The organism is Protofrankia sp. Cas4 (assembly GCF_963555915.1).
Taxonomy (GTDB): domain Bacteria; phylum Actinomycetota; class Actinomycetes; order Frankiales; family Frankiaceae; genus Protofrankia.
This window is the reverse complement of the sequence record NZ_CAUVXL010000021.1, coordinates 1-20,394: the sequence shown is the minus strand read 5'-3', so window position 1 is coordinate 20,394 and position 20,394 is coordinate 1. Positions and strand designations below refer to the sequence as shown.

At 68.2% G+C, this 20,394-nt stretch carries 13 protein-coding genes; 8 read left to right on the top strand and 5 right to left on the bottom strand.

What is annotated here, in order from left to right; translation table 11 throughout:
- The 3 genes from U9979_RS02200 to glgA all read left to right on the top strand — a co-directional run.
- Positions 1-2,199 (top strand): ArnT family glycosyltransferase (locus U9979_RS02200; protein ID WP_416219238.1); only part of this gene is annotated, 2,199 nt, incomplete at its 5' end.
- 387 nt (positions 2,200-2,586) lie between these two features.
- Positions 2,587-3,825 (top strand): glucose-1-phosphate adenylyltransferase, encoded by a 1,239-nt coding sequence (gene glgC, locus U9979_RS02195; protein ID WP_322747981.1) that lies wholly within the window; start codon positions 2,587-2,589, stop codon positions 3,823-3,825.
- Between the two features lie 99 nt (positions 3,826-3,924).
- A complete protein-coding gene (glgA, locus tag U9979_RS02190) occupies positions 3,925-5,097 on the top strand; it encodes a glycogen synthase (protein ID WP_322778056.1) in 1,173 nt (390 codons plus the stop codon).
- Here the strand turns inward: glgA and U9979_RS02185 are convergent.
- Together U9979_RS02185 and U9979_RS02180 are read right to left on the bottom strand one after the other, a co-directional pair.
- Positions 5,082-5,300, bottom strand: a complete 219-nt coding sequence (locus tag U9979_RS02185) for a hypothetical protein (protein ID WP_322778055.1) — start codon at positions 5,298-5,300, stop codon at positions 5,082-5,084. The genes glgA and U9979_RS02185 overlap by 16 nt on opposite strands.
- The gene (locus tag U9979_RS02180; protein WP_322778054.1) at positions 5,297-5,443 is read right to left on the bottom strand and encodes a hypothetical protein; all 147 of its coding nucleotides are present in this window, start codon (positions 5,441-5,443) and stop codon (positions 5,297-5,299) included. Before U9979_RS02180 ends, U9979_RS02185 begins: the two co-directional genes overlap by 4 nt.
- Positions 5,444-5,842: 399 nt before the next feature.
- Between U9979_RS02180 and U9979_RS02175 the strand changes: the two genes are divergently transcribed.
- From U9979_RS02175 to U9979_RS02165, 3 genes are all read left to right on the top strand, one after another.
- Complete coding sequence (locus tag U9979_RS02175) at positions 5,843-6,805, top strand: DUF2889 domain-containing protein (protein WP_322747984.1); 963 nt, start codon at positions 5,843-5,845, stop codon at positions 6,803-6,805.
- 177 nt (positions 6,806-6,982) lie between these two features.
- Positions 6,983-8,626 (top strand): metallophosphoesterase family protein, encoded by a 1,644-nt coding sequence (locus U9979_RS02170; protein ID WP_322778053.1) that lies wholly within the window; start codon positions 6,983-6,985, stop codon positions 8,624-8,626.
- A gap of 250 nt (positions 8,627-8,876) precedes the next feature.
- Positions 8,877-11,282, top strand: coding sequence for a lamin tail domain-containing protein (locus tag U9979_RS02165; protein ID WP_322778052.1), 2,406 nt, complete (start codon positions 8,877-8,879; stop codon positions 11,280-11,282).
- Between the two features lie 96 nt (positions 11,283-11,378).
- On the opposite strand, the gene U9979_RS02160 is transcribed toward U9979_RS02165, so the two are convergent.
- The 3 genes from U9979_RS02160 to U9979_RS02150 all read right to left on the bottom strand — a co-directional run bounded on the left by U9979_RS02160 (position 11,379) and on the right by U9979_RS02150 (position 16,198).
- Complete coding sequence (locus U9979_RS02160; protein ID WP_322778051.1) at positions 11,379-12,239, bottom strand: ParA family protein; 861 nt, start codon at positions 12,237-12,239, stop codon at positions 11,379-11,381.
- A 90-nt stretch (positions 12,240-12,329) separates the two neighbouring features.
- Positions 12,330-13,655 (bottom strand): ATP-binding protein, encoded by a 1,326-nt coding sequence (locus U9979_RS02155; protein WP_322778050.1) that lies wholly within the window; start codon positions 13,653-13,655, stop codon positions 12,330-12,332.
- 71 nt (positions 13,656-13,726) lie between these two features.
- Positions 13,727-16,198: an ATP-binding cassette domain-containing protein gene (locus U9979_RS02150; RefSeq protein ID WP_322778049.1), complete on the bottom strand. Its 2,472-nt coding sequence runs from the start codon at positions 16,196-16,198 to the stop codon at positions 13,727-13,729.
- 413 nt (positions 16,199-16,611) lie between these two features.
- Between U9979_RS02150 and U9979_RS02145 the strand changes: the two genes are divergently transcribed.
- Together U9979_RS02145 and U9979_RS02140 are read left to right on the top strand one after the other, a co-directional pair.
- A complete protein-coding gene (locus U9979_RS02145) occupies positions 16,612-17,625 on the top strand; it encodes a hypothetical protein (protein WP_322778048.1) in 1,014 nt (337 codons plus the stop codon).
- Positions 17,626-17,668: 43 nt separating this feature from the next.
- Positions 17,669-20,394: TM0106 family RecB-like putative nuclease (locus U9979_RS02140; protein ID WP_322778047.1), on the top strand; the 2,726-nt coding region annotated here is incomplete at its 3' end.

Genomic DNA, 20,394 nt, shown 5'->3' with positions numbered 1-20,394 from the left:
CACTATGACGGCGACTTCCGCGGCCGGTACCGCCGCCGGTCGACTCCCGCCCCTGACGATGAGGACCCGAACGTGACCACAACCTTTCCGGACCAGGCGGCCGGAGTGCCCCCGGCCCCAGTCGGCCCGGCGGCTGCGCAGGTCCGGGCGTCGCCCGCTCGATGGGCGCGGAGTCTTCTGCGCGGCCGGGAAGCCGACCAGCCCTGGGTGCGCCCGGCCCTGCTCACCCTTCTCACCGGGACCGCGCTGCTCTACATCTGGGGTCTGGGGGCCTCCGGATGGGCGAACGCCTTCTACTCCGCCGCCGCCCAGGCCGGTTCGACAAGCTGGAAGGCGTTCTTCTTCGGCTCGTCGGACGCATCGAACTTCATCACCGTGGACAAACCACCGGCTTCACTGTGGGTAACGGATCTCTCCGTACGCATCTTCGGGCTCAACCCGTGGAGCATGCTCGTCCCGCAGGCCCTGGAAGGTGTCGCGGCCGTCGGCGTGCTGTGTGCGACGATTCGGCGCTGGTTCTCCCCCGGCGCGGCGTTGCTGGCCGGAGCGGTCTTCGCGCTGACACCGGTCGCGGTGCTGATGTTCAGATTCAACAACCCTGACTCGCTGCTCGTCCTGCTGCTGGTTCTCGGCGCGTACGCGACCGTGCGGGCCGTGGAGAACGCAAGCACCCGCTGGATCGTGTGGGCCGGCGTCTTCGTCGGCTTCGGGTTCCTCGCCAAGATGATGCAGACATTCCTGGTCGTGCCGGCGTTCGCGCTCACCTACCTCCTGGCCGCCCCCACGTCGTTTCGGCGCAGAATCGGCCAGCTCCTGCTCTCCGGCGCTGCGATGATCGTTGCTGCCGGCTGGTGGGTCGCGGCCGTGGAACTCCTGCCGACAAGCTCGCGGCCCTACATCGGCGGCTCCCAGAACAACAGCATCCTCAACTTGATCTTCGGTTACAACGGCTTCGGCCGGCTCAACGGCAACGAGGCCGGCAGCGTCGGCGGGATGGGCGGCGCCGGCGGCGGTCGTTGGGGGGCGACCGGCCTGACCAGGATGTTCAACTCCGAGATGGGTGGGCAGGTCTCCTGGCTCATCCCGGCCGCGCTGATCCTCGGAGTCGGCGCGCTCGCGGTCGGCTGGCGAGCCCCCCGCACGGACCGGACCCAGGCGGCCCTGGTGCTGTGGGGCGGCTGGCTCGTGGTCACGGGCCTCACCCTGAGCCTCGCCCAAGGGATCATCCATCCCTACTACACGGTCGCACTCGCTCCCGCGATCGGCGCCGTCGTCGGCATCGGCGGCACCAGCCTGTGGCGCCGGCGTGACCGGCTCGTCGCCTGCCTCATCCTGGCCGCGGCCCTCGCCGCCACCACCGCGTGGGCATACGTCCTGCTCAACCGGACGCCCACCTGGCATCCGTGGCTACGGCCGCTGGTAGTCATCCTCGGTGGCGCGGCCGTTGTCGCACTGATCCTCACCCTCATGCTGCCGGCACCGCTGGCTCGCCGCGCCGCCGCGGTACTGGCCGCGGTGAGCATCGTCGCGGGGGTCACCGGGCCGGCCGCCTACGCGGTCGATACAGCCTCCGTCGCGCACAGTGGTGCCATCCCATCCGCCGGCCCCGCGGGCTCCGGTGGCCCCGGCGGGGGCGGCCGTGCCTTCGGCGGCGGTGGCGCCTTCGGCCGCGGTGGTGCCTTCGGCGGCGGTGGTGCCTTCGGCGGCGGTGCACCGCAGGGAAAACCACCGGGCGGCACGACCGCTCAGGGAGGCACGGGGGGTCTGGGCGGCGGCTTCGGTCGGCAGGGCGGAGCGAGGTTCGGGGGTGGCGCGGGTGGCATCGGTGGCCTGCTCAACGCCGGGACGCCAAGCGCCGCGCTGGTCGCAGCGTTGAAGGCGGATGCTGCGCACTACACCTGGGTCGCGGCCACAGTCGGCTCCAACTCCGCGGCTGGCGTCCAGCTCGCGACCGGCGACCCGGTGATGGCCATCGGCGGCTTCAACGGCACCGACCCCACACCCACTCTCGCGCAGTTCCAGGAGTACGTCCGCCAGGCAAAGATCCACTATTTCATCGGCGGCGGCACGGGGATGGGGATGGGCGGCAGCCAGTCCGATAGCCCGGCCAGTGCCATCGCCGCGTGGGTCCAACAGAATTTCAGCCCGGCAACGATCGGCGGTACGACCGTCTACGACCTGACCAGGACCAGCACCTGAGGCCCACCGCAGCGGGCCCGCCACGCAAGATCCATCCCGCAAGACCAGTCGCATAGCGCACGCATAGACAGGCCCAGACCGGGGACGCCAACCACTGGACACCGACATGACACCATGAACACAATCATGGGACAGGTTTGTCCCAATCACAACAGATGATCTTTTTGACGGGTGTCTGGCTCGTGTCTGGCTCGGTGCGTCCAGGGTGGTCAGCGTAGGCCTGGTGGTGGGACGGGCCCTGCGGCCTTCTGGGTTGAACATCGCAATTAGCTACGCGTTGTTAGGCTCAGAAAATACCGGCTGGACCGCCCGAAGTCGGTCCTTGCCGGTCCCAGTCGATCATCGATTCCCAGCCGATCATCGATCGCCACCCCGGGGAGGTGTGGGATGTCAACGCCAAGAGTGCTCGGCGTCGTGCTGGCCGGTGGTGCGGGCAAGCGGCTCGCGCCGCTCACCGCCGACCGCGCCAAGCCGGCCGTCCCGTTCGGCGGCCTCTACCGATTGATCGATTTCGTCCTGTCGAACCTGGCCAACGCAGGCTACCTGCGGATCTGTGTTCTCACGCAGTACAAGAGCCACAGCCTGGACCGCCACATCACCACGACCTGGCGCATGAGCAATCTGCTCGACAACTACGTCACACCGGTACCTGCGCAGCAACGACTCGGCCCCCGGTGGTACACGGGGTCCGCGGATGCGATCCTCCAGTCGCTGAACCTCATCTACGATGATCAACCGGATATCGTGGTCGTGTTCGGCGCCGACCACGTCTACCGGATGGATCCGCGCCAGATGGTCGAGCAGCACCTGGCCAACAGGGCCGGGGTGACCGTCGCGGGGCTGCGTGTGCCCCGAATGGAGGGTAGGCAACTCGGTGTGATCCGCCCCGGTGCGGACGGCCGGACGATCGACGCCTTCCTTGAGAAGCCGGCGGATCCGCCCGGCCTGCCCGACAGCCCCGATGAGACGTACGCGTCCATGGGCAACTACGTCTTCTCCACGGACGTCCTGATCGAGGCGCTGCGGGCCGACGCGGACGACGACGACAGCGTCCACGACATGGGCGGCAGCATCATCCCGATGCTGACCAAAGAAGGTGTCGCGCAGGTCTACGACTTCACCGAGAACGAGGTGCCCGGAGCAAGCGAACGGGATCGGGGCTACTGGCGCGACGTCGGCACCCTCGACTCCTACTTCGACGCGCACATGGACCTGTGCGCGTTCGACCCGGTGTTCAACCTCTACAACCGGCACTGGCCGATCCTGACGAACGTCCCGTCCCTGCCGCCGGCAAAATTCGTCCACGAGGAACCGGGCCGGACCGGCATGGCGCTCAACAGCGTCGTCAGCAACGGAGTGATCATTTCTGGCGGGCTGGTGCGCCGGTCAGTCCTGTCGCCCGGGGTACGGGTGAACTCCTGGGCGCAGGTCGAAAATGCGGTCATACTGGACAACACGGTCATCGGACGGCATGCCGTGGTCCTCAACGCGATCCTCGACAAGAACGTGGTGGTACCCGAAGGTGGGCAGGTCGGGGTGGACAAGGAACACGACACCGCCCGCGGGTTCACGGTCAGCCCCGATGGCGTCACGGTCGTCGGCAAGGGCGTGACAATCACCGAGTGAGCTCGAAGTCGCTGGAGCGCTGAAGGGCCAAAGGGCGCGCGACGATCGCCAGATCGCGCGCCCGCAGGCCGCAATCCCTGGAGCACTGAAGGGCAGGTAATGCGCGTCTCGTTGCTGACCAGGGAGTACCCGCCGGAGGTCTACGGCGGCGCCGGAGTGCACGTCGAGTACCTCGCCCGCGAAGTCTCCCGGTTGGTGAACCTGACCGTGCACTGCCAGGGGGCCGACCGGCCGGGCTCGGACGGCATCGCGGTACGCGCGCACCGGCCGTGGGACCAGCTCGCGGACGCGGGTGAGGCGTTGCGGACGGTGTCGGCCGACCTGTCCGCGACGGCTGCCGTCGCCGACGCGGACCTGGTACATTCCCACACCTGGTACGCCAACCTTGCCGGGCATCTGGCATCCCTGCTCTACGGGATCCCGCACGTGATGACCTCGCATTCTCTTGAGCCGCAGCGGCCGTGGAAGGCCGAACAGCTCGGCGGTGGCTACGCACTGTCATCATGGTGCGAACGGGTGTCCATCGAGTCAGCCGCGGCGGTCATCGCGGTGAGTGAGGGCATGCGAGCCGATGTCCTGTCGGCCTACCCGGCGGTCGATCCGGCGAAGGTCCACGTCATCCGCAACGGGATCGACACCGACGAATACGCGCCGGACCCCGCGACCGATGTCCTGGCCCGCCACGGGGTGGACCCGGGGCAGCCGTCGGTGGTCTTCGTCGGTCGGATCACCCGGCAGAAGGGAGTGCCGGTGCTGCTGCGGGCCGCGGCCGAGCTCGACCCTCGGGCTCAGCTGGTGCTCTGCGCGGGCGCGCCCGACACCCCGCAGCTACTGGCCGAGGTCACCGACCTGGTCGACGGGCTACGTGACGTCCGCAAGGGTGTTGTGTGGATCTCCGGCATGCTTGCCAAGCCCGAGGTCATCCAGCTACTCTCGCACGCGACCGTCTTCGTCTGCCCGTCGGTCTACGAGCCGCTCGGGATCGTCAACCTCGAGGCCATGGCCTGCAGCACGGCTGTGGTCGCCTCCCGGGTCGGGGGCATCCCCGAAGTGGTGGACGACGGCGTGACCGGGCTGCTCGTACCACCCGATGACCCCGCGGCGCTGGCCGCCGCCGTCAACGAACTGCTCACCGACCCGGCACGCGCCGCAGCCATGGGCCAAGCCGGCCGGGACCGCGCCGTCGCCGAGTTCGGCTGGCCGGCGGTAGCCGAAAAAACCGCCCGCCTCTACGAGGCGCTGGTGTCAGACCACGCTCAGGCCGGCGGGTAGGTCGGCGCGTCCGGTGAGACGGTGAGCTCGAAGGTCCGGGTCGGCAGGTAGTCGACCAGCCTCATGGCGCCGACCGGGGTGGTGACGACCGCGTCGTCGGGACTCTCGCACACCAGCTGGCGCACCCGGGTGGCCAGCGTCGTGACCGCGCCGGACGGATCGTCGCCGAGTGCCGCGCCGGCATCCCGACCACGTTGGGTCACGGCCGCGGGGTCGCCGAGGCCGCCGGGGAGATCGACACGATGCAGGCGATGTCGGGTAACGGACGGTGTGTCCCGGCTACTTTGATGCCGCCGGTGAACAGAATCCGGGTGACGGGGCCGGGTGCGTAGGTCGTTGAGGCCATCCTGATGACCGGAACCACCTACCGTTCGGCCGAATGTCGTCCGACAGTAGGTGGAATCGGTCGCTATGGCGGCCGCTCTTGTAGGTACGCGGCTTCGGTCACGTTGAGGGCTTCGGTGTGATCAAGACCTAGCACACGCCGACGCCCGGCCCGCTACGAGACTCCTAGATCGAAACGTTCGCCGCGCGTCGGGGAACACCGCGAAACAATCATGAAGGCGTCACGGGGGACGTGACATTGCCGACTTCCGGCACCGGATCAAGGCTTCGAGCGTGCGTCGGCCCGTCCTGGCTGCTAACCCTTGGAAGAGTGACCAGTGTTCTTCTGTGGCCAGGGACCGTCGGACCAGCCGCGGGCACGCCGCCGCGCATCCCGGGTTCGGTACGTCGAACCAGCTCGGTGGATGCTTTGCGTCCGGACGGACTCGAAGGTCCGCTCGTCCTCGTCGGCAGGGCCCGCGACATACGCACGACGAAAAGCCTGCCAACCGCAAACCCGGCAACCAGGTACCAGACGGGCACAGCCAGTGATACCGGCTGGGATGCAGAGCTCGTAGCCGAAGCGAGTACCCGCGTCACCATCGACTACTTCGGTGGGCGTCTGGTGACCGCGGTCCACTGCGAACCGGCGATGCCAGGCAGTGACACACTGGTCGGCGTTCGTGCCGGTTCGGGCTTCCGCACGGCGCTGGACCAGGCCGCGCCTCACCTCACCGCCGACGGCACCCTGCTCGGACTCCTCCTCGACGAAGTACCGGTGGTCACGTTGATCTCTGGATCAGCCATCGCACGCGTCTCCGGGGAACGGCCGCGGAACACGGTCATGCCACCCACGGACGTCTGCGCGGGCTGGAAGGCCGGCGGCGAGATGGATATGAGCCACCGAGAAGGCCGCTTCTCCCTTCTCGGCGTGGGACCATCCGCCCCGGAGCTGGCGGACGCGACCGATCCGCTGGGCTGGCACACGATGCCTGACCTGCCGCCGGGGAGCATCCGACGTCGGCGCAGGCTCGACGTGGTGCCTGGCCCAGACCTCGGCGTTGTGACCGTCGAGGGACTTTTTCGCGACACGTTCTGTGAACCGGACGGCACTCAGAAAGTGATCCACGAATACGCCGTCCACACGACGGTCGACCGTGCCACCGGGACGATCAGTTCGGCCAGCGCGACACCCCATGTCCTGCCAGGCCCCGACTGCCCGGCCGCCGCGGCAAGTGCCACCCGTCTGGTCGGTGAGCGCCTGACGGGGCTCCGCGAGATGCTGCGCGCCGACATGATCGGACCGACGACCTGCACCCATCTCACCGACCAGCTCCGAGCGCTCGCCGACATCCACGCGCTGATCCCGCTGCTGTCGCAGTAACACCGTGTCGCAGTAACACCGGTATCGCAGTAACACCGGCATCCCACCAGCGCCCCGGCCATGAACTCACGCGACATGTTTACCATTTCAGCTGCAAACCGTAGGAATTCATTCACCTGGGGTATCACGTCGCGTGAGTTGATCAGTCAAGTGTCACATGTCGTGAAGACACCACGTATGGGGATTCCCGACCGCCTCGCCGAGCGCATGAGCATGGCCGAGCAGCACGAATGGCTGATGTCTCAGCGCCCGTCCCGCCGTAGCGTGTTCCGCGCCGGTGCCCTCGGTGCAGGAGCCCTCCTCGCCGGTCCCAGCCTGCTCGGCTCGGCCGCGTCCGCCGGCACCGGCCCGACGCTGGCCACCACCAACTCCACCGCGGACGGAGCGTCGGTCGCACCCTTCGCCCGTCACCTGGCCTTCGGTGCCGACCCCCGCCGTCAGATCCGCATCGGCTGGCAGGTACCGACGCCCGTCAGAAGGCCGTTCATCCGGATCGGCACCGACCCGTCCGATCTGTCCGGCCGCATCCCGGCCGAGGTCCGTCCGCTGCATTCGGAAGTGCCGGGAGCGGCCGGACCCGTCGATCAGTACTACCTGCACGTCGAGCTCGACGGGCTTCGCCCGGACACCACCTACTACTACGGCGTGGGTCACAAGGGCTATGAGCCCGCCTCCGCCGCGGGCGCCATTTCGACGGTGCACACCGCACCCCAGCGGGGACGCTGGGACGTGGAGCCGTTCACGTTCACAGCCTTCGGCGACCAGGGCGTCAGCCCGCATGCGCTGGCCAACGACGGCGTCGTGGCCCAGCAGAACCCCGCCTTCCACCTGCTGCTCGGCGACATCGCATACGCCGACCCCAGCGGCCAGGGCAGGCCGGTCAGCGCCACCGGTGCCAACGGCACCGACATCTTCAACCCGACCATCTGGGACTCCTACCTCGGGCAGATCGAAGCGGTCGCCTCGCGGGTGCCGTGGATGGTCGCCACCGGCAACCACGACATGGAGGCGCTGTACTCCCCGGAGGGCTACGGTGGCCAGATCGCCCGGTGGGACTTCCCCGGTAACGGACCGAAGGCCTGCCCGTCGGTCTACTCGTTCATCTACGGGAACGTCGGTGTGATCAGCCTCGACGCCAACGACGTCTCGAACGAGATCCCCGCGAACCTCGGCTACAGCAAGGGCTCCCAGACGTCCTGGCTGAAGTCCCGGCTGAAGTTCCTGCGTCGCCAGCCCGACGTCGACTTCATCGTCGTCTTCTTCCACCACTGCACCTACTCGACGACGAACGCACACGCGTCCGAGGGTGGCGTGCGGGCCGAGTGGGTGCCGCTGTTCGACGCCTACCGCGTCGACCTCGTCCTGAACGGCCACAACCACATCTATGAGCGCAGCGACCCGCTGCGTGGCGGCAGCCCGAGCAAGGCGGTGCCGATCGGCGGGACCGTCCACCCGGACACCGACGGGACGACCTATCTGTCGGTCGGCGGCGGCGGGCGCAGCCTGTACAGCTTCCCGGCCCCGGACAGCTACGCCGGGCACGTGAACGATGCAGCCTCGGTCAACACCTACTCGTGGACGGGCGTCGGGGTGAAGACCCCCGAGGTGGTGACCTGGTCCCGGGTCCGCTACACCGGGTACTCGTTCGTCGCGGTGGACGTCACGCCCGCACGCCTGGGCCAGCCGGCGACGCTGACCGTTCGCGCGGTCGCCGAGAGCGGAGCCGAGCTCGACCGCGTCACGCTGGTGCGCACCGCCGGGCTGTGCACGGTCGGGTCCCGGGGTGTGTCCGACGCGAAGGCCGACTTCGACGCCGCCTGATCCCCACCTGAATCCCCACCTGTAGCCCCACTCGGTACGTTGATCGTGTTGTCGGATCCCGCCACTGCGATCCGACAACACGATCAACCACAGTAGAAGTGGATCAGCGTGGCGTCGATCGTGCGGTGACAGAAGTTCATTCGAGCGTCCACGGATCGTCGCCGTTACCCAATAGAAATCAACACCGTCGACTCGATAGAGATAACGGGCTCATTTCGTTGTCCACGCATTGTTGGTCAGGAGCCCGTTCATGGCACTTCCTCGCCCTTCGCCACGTGGCCACTCTCCGCTGCGGCGCCTGCTACCGCCTCTACTCGCCGCGACCCTCATCGGTGGCTACACCGCAACGGTCGTGGTGCCGGCGCTCGCCACATCGCCCGACGTGGTGATCAGCGAAGTTTACGGGGGCGGTGGCAACAGCGGTGCCCCCTATCTCAACGACTTCGTCGAGCTCTACAACCGAGGCAGCGCCGCGGTCAGCCTCTCCGGTTGGTCGACCCAGTACGCCGCCTCGTCCGGGACCAACTACCTGGTCACCGCGCTGTCCGGCACGATCCAGCCCGGCTCGAAGTACCTGGTCAAGCTCGGGTCCGCGGGCAGCCAGGGCGTCGCGCTGCCCACCCCGGACGCGACCGGCACGACCAACATGTCCGCCACCGCCGGCAAGGTCGCGCTCGTCACCACCACCACCGCGTTGACCTGCGGGAGCAACTGCCACGCCGCGTCCGGCGTGAAGGACTTCATCGGCTACGGCGCCGCCAACGACTACGAGACGTCACCGGCCGTAACCCTGTCCAACACCACGTCGGCGACCAGGTCCAACCCGGCGACTGACACCGACAACAACGCGAACGACTTCGCCAAGGTCAGCCCGACCCCGCAGAACTCCCAGAGCGGCGGCGGTGGCTCCTGCACCGGCTACACCACCCGCATCCGCGACATCCAGGGCAGCGCCCACATCTCACCGCTGAACGCCCAGGCGGTCTCGAACGTCCGCGGCGTCGTCACCGCGGTGAAGAGCACCGGCTTCTGGTTCCAGGACCCGTGCCCGGACACGAGCGACGCCACCTCCGAGGGTGTGTTCGTGTACACCTCCAGCACGCCGACGGTCAGCGTCGGCCAGGAGATCGCGGTCGGCGGCACCGTGTCGGAGTACCGGCCGAGCGGGGCCACCACGGCGAACCTGACCACCACTGAGATCACCTCCCCGTCGGTCTCCGTGCTGGGCACCAGAACGGTCCCGGCAGCCACGGTGATCGGCACCGGCGGCCGGGTACCGCCCACGACCGTGATCGACGACGACGCCACGGGCAGTGTCGAAACCTCGGGCACCTTCGACGTGGCCACCGACGGCATCGACTTCTACGAATCCCTGGAGGGCATGCGCGTCCAGGTGAACAACCCGGTCGCAGTCGGCCCCGGCAACAGCTACAACGAGATCCCGGTGCTCGGTGACGACGGCGCGAACGCGTCGGTGCGCACCAACCGCGGCGGCATCGTGCTGCGCCAGACCGACGGCAACCCGGAGCGGTTGGTGATCGACGACGCCATCCTCGCCGGCTCGGTTCCCACCGGGGTGAACGTGGGCGACCACTTCTCCGGCCCCGCGGCCGGTGTGCTCGACTACTCGTTCGCCAACTTCCACCTGCTGCTGACCAGCCCGATCACCAGGGTGGACAGCGGGCTGACCCCGCAGAGCACCACGGGGCCGGGCACGGGCCAGATCTCGGTTGCCACGTTCAACGTCGAGAACCTGGACCCGACCGACCCGCAGAGCAAGTTCGACGGCCTGGCCGGCCAGATCGTGACCAACCTGGCCGCGCCGGGGATCATCAGCGTCGAGGAGATCCAGGACAACGACGGGGCCACCAACAGTTCGGTGGTCGCCGCCGACCAGACCTGGACCAAGCTGATCAACGCGATCAGCGCCGCGGGCGGGCCTACCTACACCTACCAGCAGATCAACCCGGTGGACGATTCCGATGGTGGTGAGCCCGGCGGCAACATCCGGGTCGGTCTCCTCTACCGCACCGACATCGGGCTGACCTTCGCCGCCGGCACTCCCGGCGACTCCACGACGGCGGAAAGCGTCTCCGACAGCGGCAACTCCGCCGACCGGGTCAACCTCGGCTACAACCCCGGGCGGATCGACCCGACCAACACCGCCTTCAGCACCAGCCGCAAGCCGCTGGTCGGCAAGTTCTACGTCAACTCCAAACCGCTGTTCGTGATCGCCAACCACTGGAACTCCAAGGGCGGCGACAACCCGCTGTTTGGCCGTTACCAGCCGCCGGTGCTGTCCAGTGAGACGCAGCGCAGCCAGCAGGCCGCTGTGGTGAAGAGCTTCGTCCAGTCGATCCTCGCGATCGACAGCCAGGCTCGGATCGTGGTGGCCGGCGACCTGAACGACTTCACCTACTCCGCGCCCGTGCAGACCCTGGACACCGCCGGCCTGACGGACCTGCCGGCGACATTGTCCGACGCCGAGCGCTACACCTACGTGTACGAGGGCAACTCGCAGGTCCTCGACCACATCCTGCTGTCGTCGTCGCTGACCGGCGCCTCGCACAGCTACAACGTGGTGCATGTGAACTCCGAGTTCGCGACCCAGCAGAGTGATCATGACCCACAGGTCGTCCGCCTCACCCTGCCCTGATCACCTCGTCTTGATCACCAACATCTGATCATCAGGGCCTGACCCGTGCCTGCCCGGTGCCGCGTCGCGACCGCCAGTCGCTGCGCGGCACCGAGGTCAGCTGCTCTCGACGAGGCCCATGAACTCCACCGTGAGCGCGGCCAGCGCGTCATACTGGCCCTTGTAGCCGTAACGCTGCCGCAGGGTTCCCCAGTCGTTGAACTCGGCTGCGGCGGCTATGTCACCCGACTCGGGGATCCTGGACCCGAACACGTGCAGCCCGTCGTCCTGCCCGGTCCGTTGGAGGTAGTCCGCCATCTGCTGGTGCAGGGTCACCTCGGAGCGGTACTTGCTGATGACCAGCCCGATCGCGGGGATGTCAACGCCCACGTCGGTGGCAAATTTCGCGATTCTGGACCGGACCTGCGTGATTCCGTAAGTCGACATGAAGTCGGGGACAGTCGGGATGATGTAGCCGTGCGAGATCCTCAGCCCGTTCAGGGTGAGCATGCTCAGATTCGGCGGGCAGTCCACCAGGACGTAGTCGTAGTTGCCGGATATCTTCTCGATCTGCCGCGCCAGCAGCTCGACCCGATCATGGAGGAACTCCCCGGACGGAGCGAGCAGCCGGTCCTGGATGTCGATGAGATCAAGCGAGGATGCCAGCAGGTCGACCTGCGTGACTGTTCGCACCGGGGACACATCCCGTTGCAGTGCCGCGTCGATGTCGAACAGGCCGCCGGCCGAGCGCGGCTCCACCGCGTCGCGAAAGAGAGTGGCCAACGTCCGGTCCGAGTCGTTCAGGTCCTTCCAGTGCGCCTCGCCGATCATGTAGACGGTCAGGTTCGTCTGCGGGTCGAGATCGACGAGCAGCACACGCTTCCCGTGCTCCGCCGCCATGATCTCCGCGAGCGCAGCAGTGATCGTCGTCTTGCCGACGCCACCCTTAAGGTTGATCGTCGAGACGATGTGCGCCACGTCCATGCCCCCGTTTACGCTGACCGGTCATGCCTGTCACGGCGAGCTCCTCATCCGGATGATCCAGGACACCATAGCGTAAGTCGTTCATCATTTCGGAGCCCACAGGGCGCTGACGGGAACCGCGGCCAGGCGGTCGCCCAGTGAAAAGGCCCGAGCGCCAGTGTGCAGCACCAGCCCGGCGACGAAACGGTCACCGAGTCGGTCGCGGACGGCGGCGAGGTGGCGGATGTCGCGGGTTGAGACGTCGGCCGCGGCCTTCACCTCGATCGCGACGACACGCAGGGACCGGTCCTCCACTATGAGGTCGATCTCGGCCCCGGCCCGGTCCTGATAATGGAACAGTGACGGTCTGACCGCCGACCAACCCGACTGCCGTAGCAACTCGGCGTAAACCATCCCCTCAAGAACCGGGCCGTCGGCGCCGTGGGACAGTTCCGGGCGCGTGAGCGACGTGATGTCAGCACCACGCAGATGAGCGGCAAGACCAGGATCGGTCACGAAGACCTTGGACGCCCGGATCTCCCGTTGGCTGAGGTTCACCGCCCATGCGGGGCAGCGGCGGACGAGAAAGACCGCTTCGAGAACCTCCAGATAACGATGGACTGTTCGCTCCGGCAGCCCCGCATCACGTGCCAGGTCGGCCACGTTGAGCAGGCTGGCGTGCCTGGCCGCGACCAGGCGGAGCAGACGTGGCAGTTCGGCTGTGCGCGGTGAGGCCGACACCCCTGGAGCCTCCCGCTCCACCACCGTCTCGACATAGGCGTCGAACCATGCGGCTCGCCTCGCCCCTGATCTGCGGACAGCCTCCGGATACCCGCCTGCGACAGCCCGATCCAGATAGTCGTGCTTGGTCAACTTGCCGACCTGGTCCAGCGGCAGTTCGCCGCCAAGGAGCCGGTCAAGGAACGTGTCAGCCGATCCAACCGCACCCGCTCCAACCACACCCGCTCCAACCGCACCCGCTACGGCTAGTTCGCTCTGGCTCAGCGGCCACAGCTCGAAGCGCTCAATCCGGCCGGCAAGTGTCTCCGACACACCGCGGTTGGCGCTGAGCTGCGAGGAACCAGTCACCAGGAACCGGCCCGGACGTTCGTCCGTGTCGACTGCCGCCTTCAACGCGATCAGCAACTCGGGGACCCGCTGCACCTCGTCGATGGCCAGGAGCCCCGGACGTCCCATCAGGAAGCCACGTGGATCCGCCGCCGCCGCAACCCGGGCGTCACGATCGTCCAGGGAGACGTACACACCGTTTGGCGAGTCACCGACGATGCGCTGCACCAGCGTGGACTTGCCTGCCTGCCGAGGTCCGACGACGCCGACGACACGGGTGTCGGCCAGTGCTTCGATGATCAGAGGCTGGAGGGACCGGTGCACGTTGAAGACTGAACCGTCGATTCGGAATGAGTCCGCCACGGCGTCCATCATGGCAGATTCGCATGGCTCGGATGGCGGATCCGCCGGCTTCGGATGGCGGATCCGCGGCATCAGGATGGCGGATCCGCGCCCGTCTTGCGCCGGCCGACCTTGGGCTCGATCCGGCGGATCATATAGGCGGTCAGGATCAGTGCGACGACACCCACCGAGGTGCCGAGGATGACGTCGGTGAGCCAGGTTGCGGCGTTCGGGGCCCACAGCGGATCCGGTGGATCACCCCGCGGGCCCATCCTGCCCAGCGTGCCCAGTTTGGCCACGCTGTTGAGGTCGGTGGTCGCGCCCAGGGCGGCAAAGCCCCAGCGTGCCGGCGCGAGCCAGCTGATCTGCTCCAGTCCGAAGCGTCCGACCGCGGACACCAGCCCGCCGGACAGCACGAGCTGGCCCATGGTGACCAGGACCAGCACGGGCATGGTCTTGTCGGCGTTGTCCACCAGCGTCGACACGAGCAGGCCGATCATCATCGACGACAGCGCCGCCACGAGCACCGCGATGATGCACTCCGCGAGCGGAGAACCGAGCAGCACTGACCGTGTCGGCATCCGCCCCAGTAATCCGATCAGTGTGAAGACCACGCACTGACAGGTCGTGATCACGGCGAGAACGACGACCTTCGAACCCAGGTAGGCGGTGCGCGACAGACCGATCGTGCGTTCCCGCCGGTAGATCTGCCGCTCCTTGACGATCTCGCGAACCGAGTTCGCCATCCCCATGAAGCACGCGCACAGCACCAGCACGACCAGCACCTTGGTCGCATCCGGGTTTGGAACCGGCAACGCGGCGAGACCGTCCCGGGCCGGAATCACCCGCGGGATGATCCCCAACAGGAACGGAAAAACAACGATCAACCGAAGGTAGGACTGATCCGCGAGCACCACCCGCAGGTAGCGGCGGGTAAGGGTGGACAGCTGCGCCAGCACGGGCTGTTGGCCGACGCTGGGCAGTAGCGCAGGACTCCGTCGGACCAGGGGCGCGACCACCGCGGAGGGGACGTAGTCCTCCGATGCGCGGAAGCGGGCCGCGAGCACCGCGCCCGCGGTTGCCTCCAGTTCCCGGAAGACGGTGACGAACTCCTTGAAGTCCTTCTTCCCGAAGAATCGCAGCGCACCCGCGCTCGGCCCGAAGTACGCCACGTGGCCACCGGGTGCAAGGACCAGCAGATAGTCACAAAGATCAAGAAAAAGCACACTGTGAGTCACCACGATCACCGTGCGGCCGGCACCGGGAGCCGTGGCGGCGCCGTCGCTGCCCCGGGCGAGTCCGTGCAGCGCCTCCATCACCGACTGGTCGTTCGCCGGATCCAAGCCGGAGGTCGGCTCGTCCAGGAACAGCAGTGTCGGACGGGTGAGCAGCTCAAGCGCGACGCTGGTCCGCTTGCGCTGGCCGCCGGAGAGCCGACCGACCGGGGTGTCGGCATGGTCACGCAATCCCAGCTGGATGATGACCTCGCTGACCCGGGCGCGCCGCTCGTTCGCGGTGGTGTCCGCCGGGAAGCGCAGCTCCGCGCCGTACTCCAGGGCCTGGCGGACGGTCAGTTGGCTGTGCAGAGGATCGGCCTGCGGGACGTAACCGATCCGGCGGCGCAGCTCGTCGTACTCGGCATAGAGATCCCGGCCCGCATAGCGGACCGTGCCGGCATCGGCCGGGCGGAATCCGGTGAGCGCGTTGAGCAACGTCGACTTGCCCGCACCGCTCGGACCGACCACCCCCAGCAGTGACCGGGCCGGCAGCCGGAAGGTGACGTCGTTCATGAGCTGCTTGGCACCGGCCCACACCGACAGGCCCTGTACCTCGAACGTCACGTCACCGCTGTCGAAGTACTCAACCAACGTGTCACCGTCAAGCTGAAACAGATGGTGGCCGATGGCGACAACGTCACGTTGCGCCACAGGCGCATGTGTGATCCTCCGGCCGTTGACGAATGTGCCGTTGGCCGATCCCAGGTCGACGACCTCGACGCCACCATGTCGATCACTGCTCCGACCCAGCGCGCCCCAGCCGCCGGCGCCCCGACCGGTACCACCGACGCCCGCGCCGACATGAAGCTGGGCATGGTGCCGAGAGGCCAGTAAATCGTCGACAACCAGGTCGTTGTCCCGAGAACGACCCAGGGTGACCTGCCCCGGGCGCAACCGGTGGACCTTGCGCTCGTCCCCGACGATCGGCTGCTCGGCCGGGCGATCGGCGGGCTCCGGTCCGACGGGCTGTCGTGGCAGCCGCGGCAGCCGCGGCTGTGGAATGAGAACGACCTCCGGCCCGTCCGCGGCGCCGAGGCGGAGGCGGACCTGCGCCGCACTCACGTTGAGGTTGCCCACACGTCGGCCGTCCTGCCACAGACCGTTGGCGCTGGTGTCGCGCACCTGCCAACCGTCGGCCCCCGATTCCAGCACGAAGTGGCGCCACGACACCCGGCTGTCGACGATGACGATGTCGGACTGGCGCGCCCGCCCCACCACGTACGGTCCGCAACCAGCCAGGACCACCTGGCCGATCGGGGTGTTGACCTGCAGAGAGGTCCGGTCCACCTGCGTTCCTTTCCCCCCGCGGCCAGAGGTTGTCGGCCTCCGGCGGCCCTTGGTGCCTCCGAGGGCGTGAAAAGAGCAGTGCTCGCCAGGCTGAGCGGTCCGCACCGATCCGGCCGGGACCCCGACCTCCGGGGCAGCCCGCTCACGCCAGCTGAAAGAGATCGTAACCGCCGCCGCCCCGCGAAATTGCGTCTTTTCGACGAAACGGGCCGGTAACCACTGCCGTCCCGTAACCGCTACCGGCCGACACCGGCTGTCATCACGGACACTCGAGCGGCGATCTCCACATGGTCCATCTGCGCGCGATGGCAGCATGTACGCTACCCCCCGTCCGGGGGGACACTTCGGGAGAAACCGCGGAGAAGCCCGCCTTGTTCGTATTGAAGTCGTTTCGCCCACTTGAAGCGTCTTTTGTGTTTCTCGCGACACTCGCCGGCATCCTCACCTGGTCGCTACCGGATATAACCGGCCAGACGCGGGCGGTGGGGGCTGTGACGAGCGTCGCCGGCGGCGGATCGCCCCGACCGGCCGTATTCGGCAAGACCGGAAAGCTCGTGTTCGGCCTCGGTCCCTCTCTCGACAGCGACTCGACATCGCCCATCGCCGACCAGCTGGGAATGCTCACGACCTGGTACAACAGCCCGAACGACTTTGGATTCATGACGAACTGGGCGAAGGATCTCATCCCGCGGGTATACGCGGAGCGGCGCGCGATCCACCTCGTCGTGTGGCTCGGTGGCGCAGGTCACGTCGCCACGGTCCAGACCAAGTACGGCTCCGCGTGCGGCCGAGACTACCCGCTGTCATCAGCCTTTCTGGGTGACACCCGACGACTCGCGCAGATATTCGCCGGTCCGGCGGACGGACCGCCGCTCTACATCACGCTGTTCACCGAACTGCAGACCTACCCGTGCCAGGCCAACACCTGGGCGGCCACACCCGAGGTGACCAACTACTACCTGAAGCTGAAGGACCAGTACATCGCGGCAATGGGCATCTTCCACTCCATGGCGCCGAACGCGAAGGTCTCACTCGGCTGGGGTGGCTGGCAGGCCCGCTGGGACGACCCGGCAAAGGGCGGCGGGCGCTCGCTGATCGGGCATTTCGACGACGTGCTGCGCCAGTCGGACTTCCAGAGCTTCCAGGCGATGGACTCGAAAAGCAATGTCGACGACATCCGCAGGATGACGCAGATTCTCGGCCGGTACGGCCCGGTCATGGTTGCGCATTACAAACCCGACGACGGCACCGCTGCCACCTGGACCAACGACCTGCAGACAATTTTCACCGACGAATACGTGCGGCAGATCACCGCCGCGGGCCTGTTCGGGTTCAGCTTCATGGACGGCAAACAGCTGGCCGCCGACCCGGGTTCACTCCAGCTGGCCAGGAACGCCACCAGCCGGTACGGCACCCGGCCGGGCTGAGCCGCCACCGGCCGAGGCAGGATGGTCGAACTGCCGAGGCAGGATGGTCGAGCAGGACGACTACGGGGTTCGTGGGCATCAGGCGGATGGGGGGGACATGCAGCGATTCGACGGCGTCGCCGGTGGACATGCGCGGTGGGTCGTGTCTGCCGGCGATGTCGTCGACACGCTCGAGTGCGGGCACCGGCTGGCGCTGTCCCATGCCCGCGCGGCCGGCGTGCGCTTTGACGACACCGGCGCGCCGATCAACACCTCCGAGGCGGACGACCTGCTGGTCCGCCACGGTGAGGCCCACGAGCGGCGCTGGTTGGAGCGGTTCGTCCACGTCTTCGGCCCAGCTGCGGTCCGGGTGATCGAACGACCCGAGAACACCCTGACCGCGCTGGCCGCGGCGAGGGATCAGACCCGCAACGCCGTCGCTGCCGGCGTCGCCGTCATCTACCAGGGCGTGCTTTTCGACGGCTCCTTCCAGGGCCGACCCGACTTCCTGATCGCCAGCCACCTCGATCCGATCACCGGCGAACACACCAGCGAACACACCGGTGAACCACTACCCGGCCGCTACGAGCCGTACGACGCCAAACTCGCCCGGCATGCCCGCCCCGCCGCGGTGCTGCAGCTCGCCGCCTATGCCCAGGCGCTGCCGACAATCGGGGTGGAGGTCGCGGCGCACATCCACCTGCTGCTCGGCGACGACCGGCTGGAGTCGCTGCGGGTCGACGACGTCGCACCCATGGTCGATCACGCGCGCATCCGGTTGGCCGAGCAGCTCGCGACCGAGCCGGCGATCCCGGCACCTTCCTGGGCTGAGCCCAGACCGGCGTGCCCGACCTGTGCGTTCGCGGGCCACTGCGCGAAGGGGCGGGAAGCAGCCCGTGACCTGTCGCTGGTCGCCGGCCTGCGCACCGACTCCCGCCGCAAGCTGCGGGCCGCCGCAATCACCACCGTCGAGGATCTCGCCGCGGCTGGTGACGACCAACGTCCACCGACGATGGCCGCGGCAACCTTCGCCGGGCTCCGGCTCCAGGCGGAGCTCCAGGTCATCCAGGATGCCACCCGCACCGACGACGACCCGACCGGCACCGTCACCGTCCGGGTGGTCGTCCCGGACGGGCTCGCGTCCCTACCCGCCCCGGACCCCGGCGACATCTACTTCGACATGGAGGGCGACCCGTACGCCCTGGGTAACACCGGTCTGGAATACCTGTTCGGCGCAGTAGTCCTAGACGGCCAACAGCCGCCGGATGGCGCGGATGGCGCGGATGCGGAGGTCTTCCGCCCGTTCTGGGCGCACGACCGCGCCGGGGAGAAACGCGCCTTCGAACAGTTCATCGACTGGGCGACCGCGCGGCTCGCCGACCATTCACGGGCGCACATCTACCACTACGCCCCGTACGAGCCGAACGCCCTCAAGCGGTTGGCGGCCCGGCACGGCACCCGCGAACGGCAGGTGGACGACCTGCTTGCCGGGCACAGCCTCGTCGACCTCTACACGGTTGTCCGGCGCAGCCTGAAGATCTCCCAGCGCTCATACTCGATCAAGTATCTGGAACCGCTGTACCTGCCCGGGGCCCGTGGCGCGGAGGTCAAGACCGCGGTCGACAGCATCGTCGCCTACGAGAGTGTCGTGGCGCACCTGGCGAACTCCGAGCGCGCCGCCGCCGACCACATCCTCGGTGAGATCGCCGAGTACAACCGGGTCGACTGCGTATCCACCCACCGTCTGCATCGTTGGCTGCTGGAGCTGCGCGCGGCGCAGGGCATAGTGGGCGTGGCGGCGGTGGACCGGCCGGCGGGCCTCGACGCCGGAGACACCGCGGCCACGCCCGCGGCTCATCCTGACGCGGCCGTCGACGCGCTGGTCGCGGGCCTACCGGACGACCCGACGACCCGGACGGACGACGAGCGGGCGCGGGCGCTGCTGGCCGCCGCCGTCGGCTACCACCGGCGCGAGAACAAACCGGCGTGGTGGGAGTTCTTCAGCTGGCTCGCCGCCGACCGGGCGGCGCTGGAGGCGAACGACAACTGCGCCGTCCCGCTGGACTGGACCGTCGTGGAGGACTGGGTCGTCCCGTCCGGGCGGCGCACCCGAACCCGACGTGGCCTGCTGGCCACCCTCGACCCTGACGGCACCCACCCGTACTCCGACGGCGAACGGGTGCGGCTGCTCTACCCGGGGATCGGCGGGGCGGCGGGCACCACCCGTGACGGCGAGATCGAGCGTGCCGGCCCGGACCGGCTGCTCATCCGCGAGACCGCCATGCCCGACGGGGCCGGCTCCGGCGGGACCACCACCGAGTTGCCGATCGCGGTGCTGCCCGGAGCCCCGGTACGTCCCGAACCGAAACCGGCCGCGATCGCGGAGCTTGCCAGCGCCGTCGCCGCGGGCCTTTCCAACCGTGCGGCCGTCGACGGCCCGGCGATGGATCTGCTACGCCGCCGCCCGCCACGCCTGGTCGGTCAGCCCGCCGGCCGGGTCGGTCTACCCGACCCGGCCGAGTACGGCGGTGACCTGATCACCACGGTGCTCGCCGCCGTCGACGCGCTCGCCGGGTCCTACCTGGCCGTGCAGGGGCCGCCCGGAGCCGGCAAGACCTATCTGGCCGGACGGTTGATCCGCCATCTCGTCGGGCAGGGCCGCACGGTCGGGGTGTGCTCGACCAGCCACAAGGCGATCGAGAACGCCATGCTCGCGGCCGTAGGAATGCCGGGGAGCGGGATACCGGCGGCGAAGAAGCTGCGGGCCGGGCAGAAGCCCGACCCCCTCAC

Coding starts and splice junctions, on each gene's coding strand:
- glgC (WP_322747981.1), top strand. CDS start 2,587: ATGTCAACGCCAAGAGTGCTCGGCGTCGTGCTGGCCGGTGGTGCGGGC.
- glgA (WP_322778056.1), top strand. CDS start 3,925: ATGCGCGTCTCGTTGCTGACCAGGGAGTACCCGCCGGAGGTCTACGGC.
- U9979_RS02180 (WP_322778054.1), bottom strand. CDS start 5,443: ATGGCCTCAACGACCTACGCACCCGGCCCCGTCACCCGGATTCTGTTC.
- U9979_RS02170 (WP_322778053.1), top strand. CDS start 6,983: ATGGGGATTCCCGACCGCCTCGCCGAGCGCATGAGCATGGCCGAGCAG.
- U9979_RS02165 (WP_322778052.1), top strand. CDS start 8,877: ATGGCACTTCCTCGCCCTTCGCCACGTGGCCACTCTCCGCTGCGGCGC.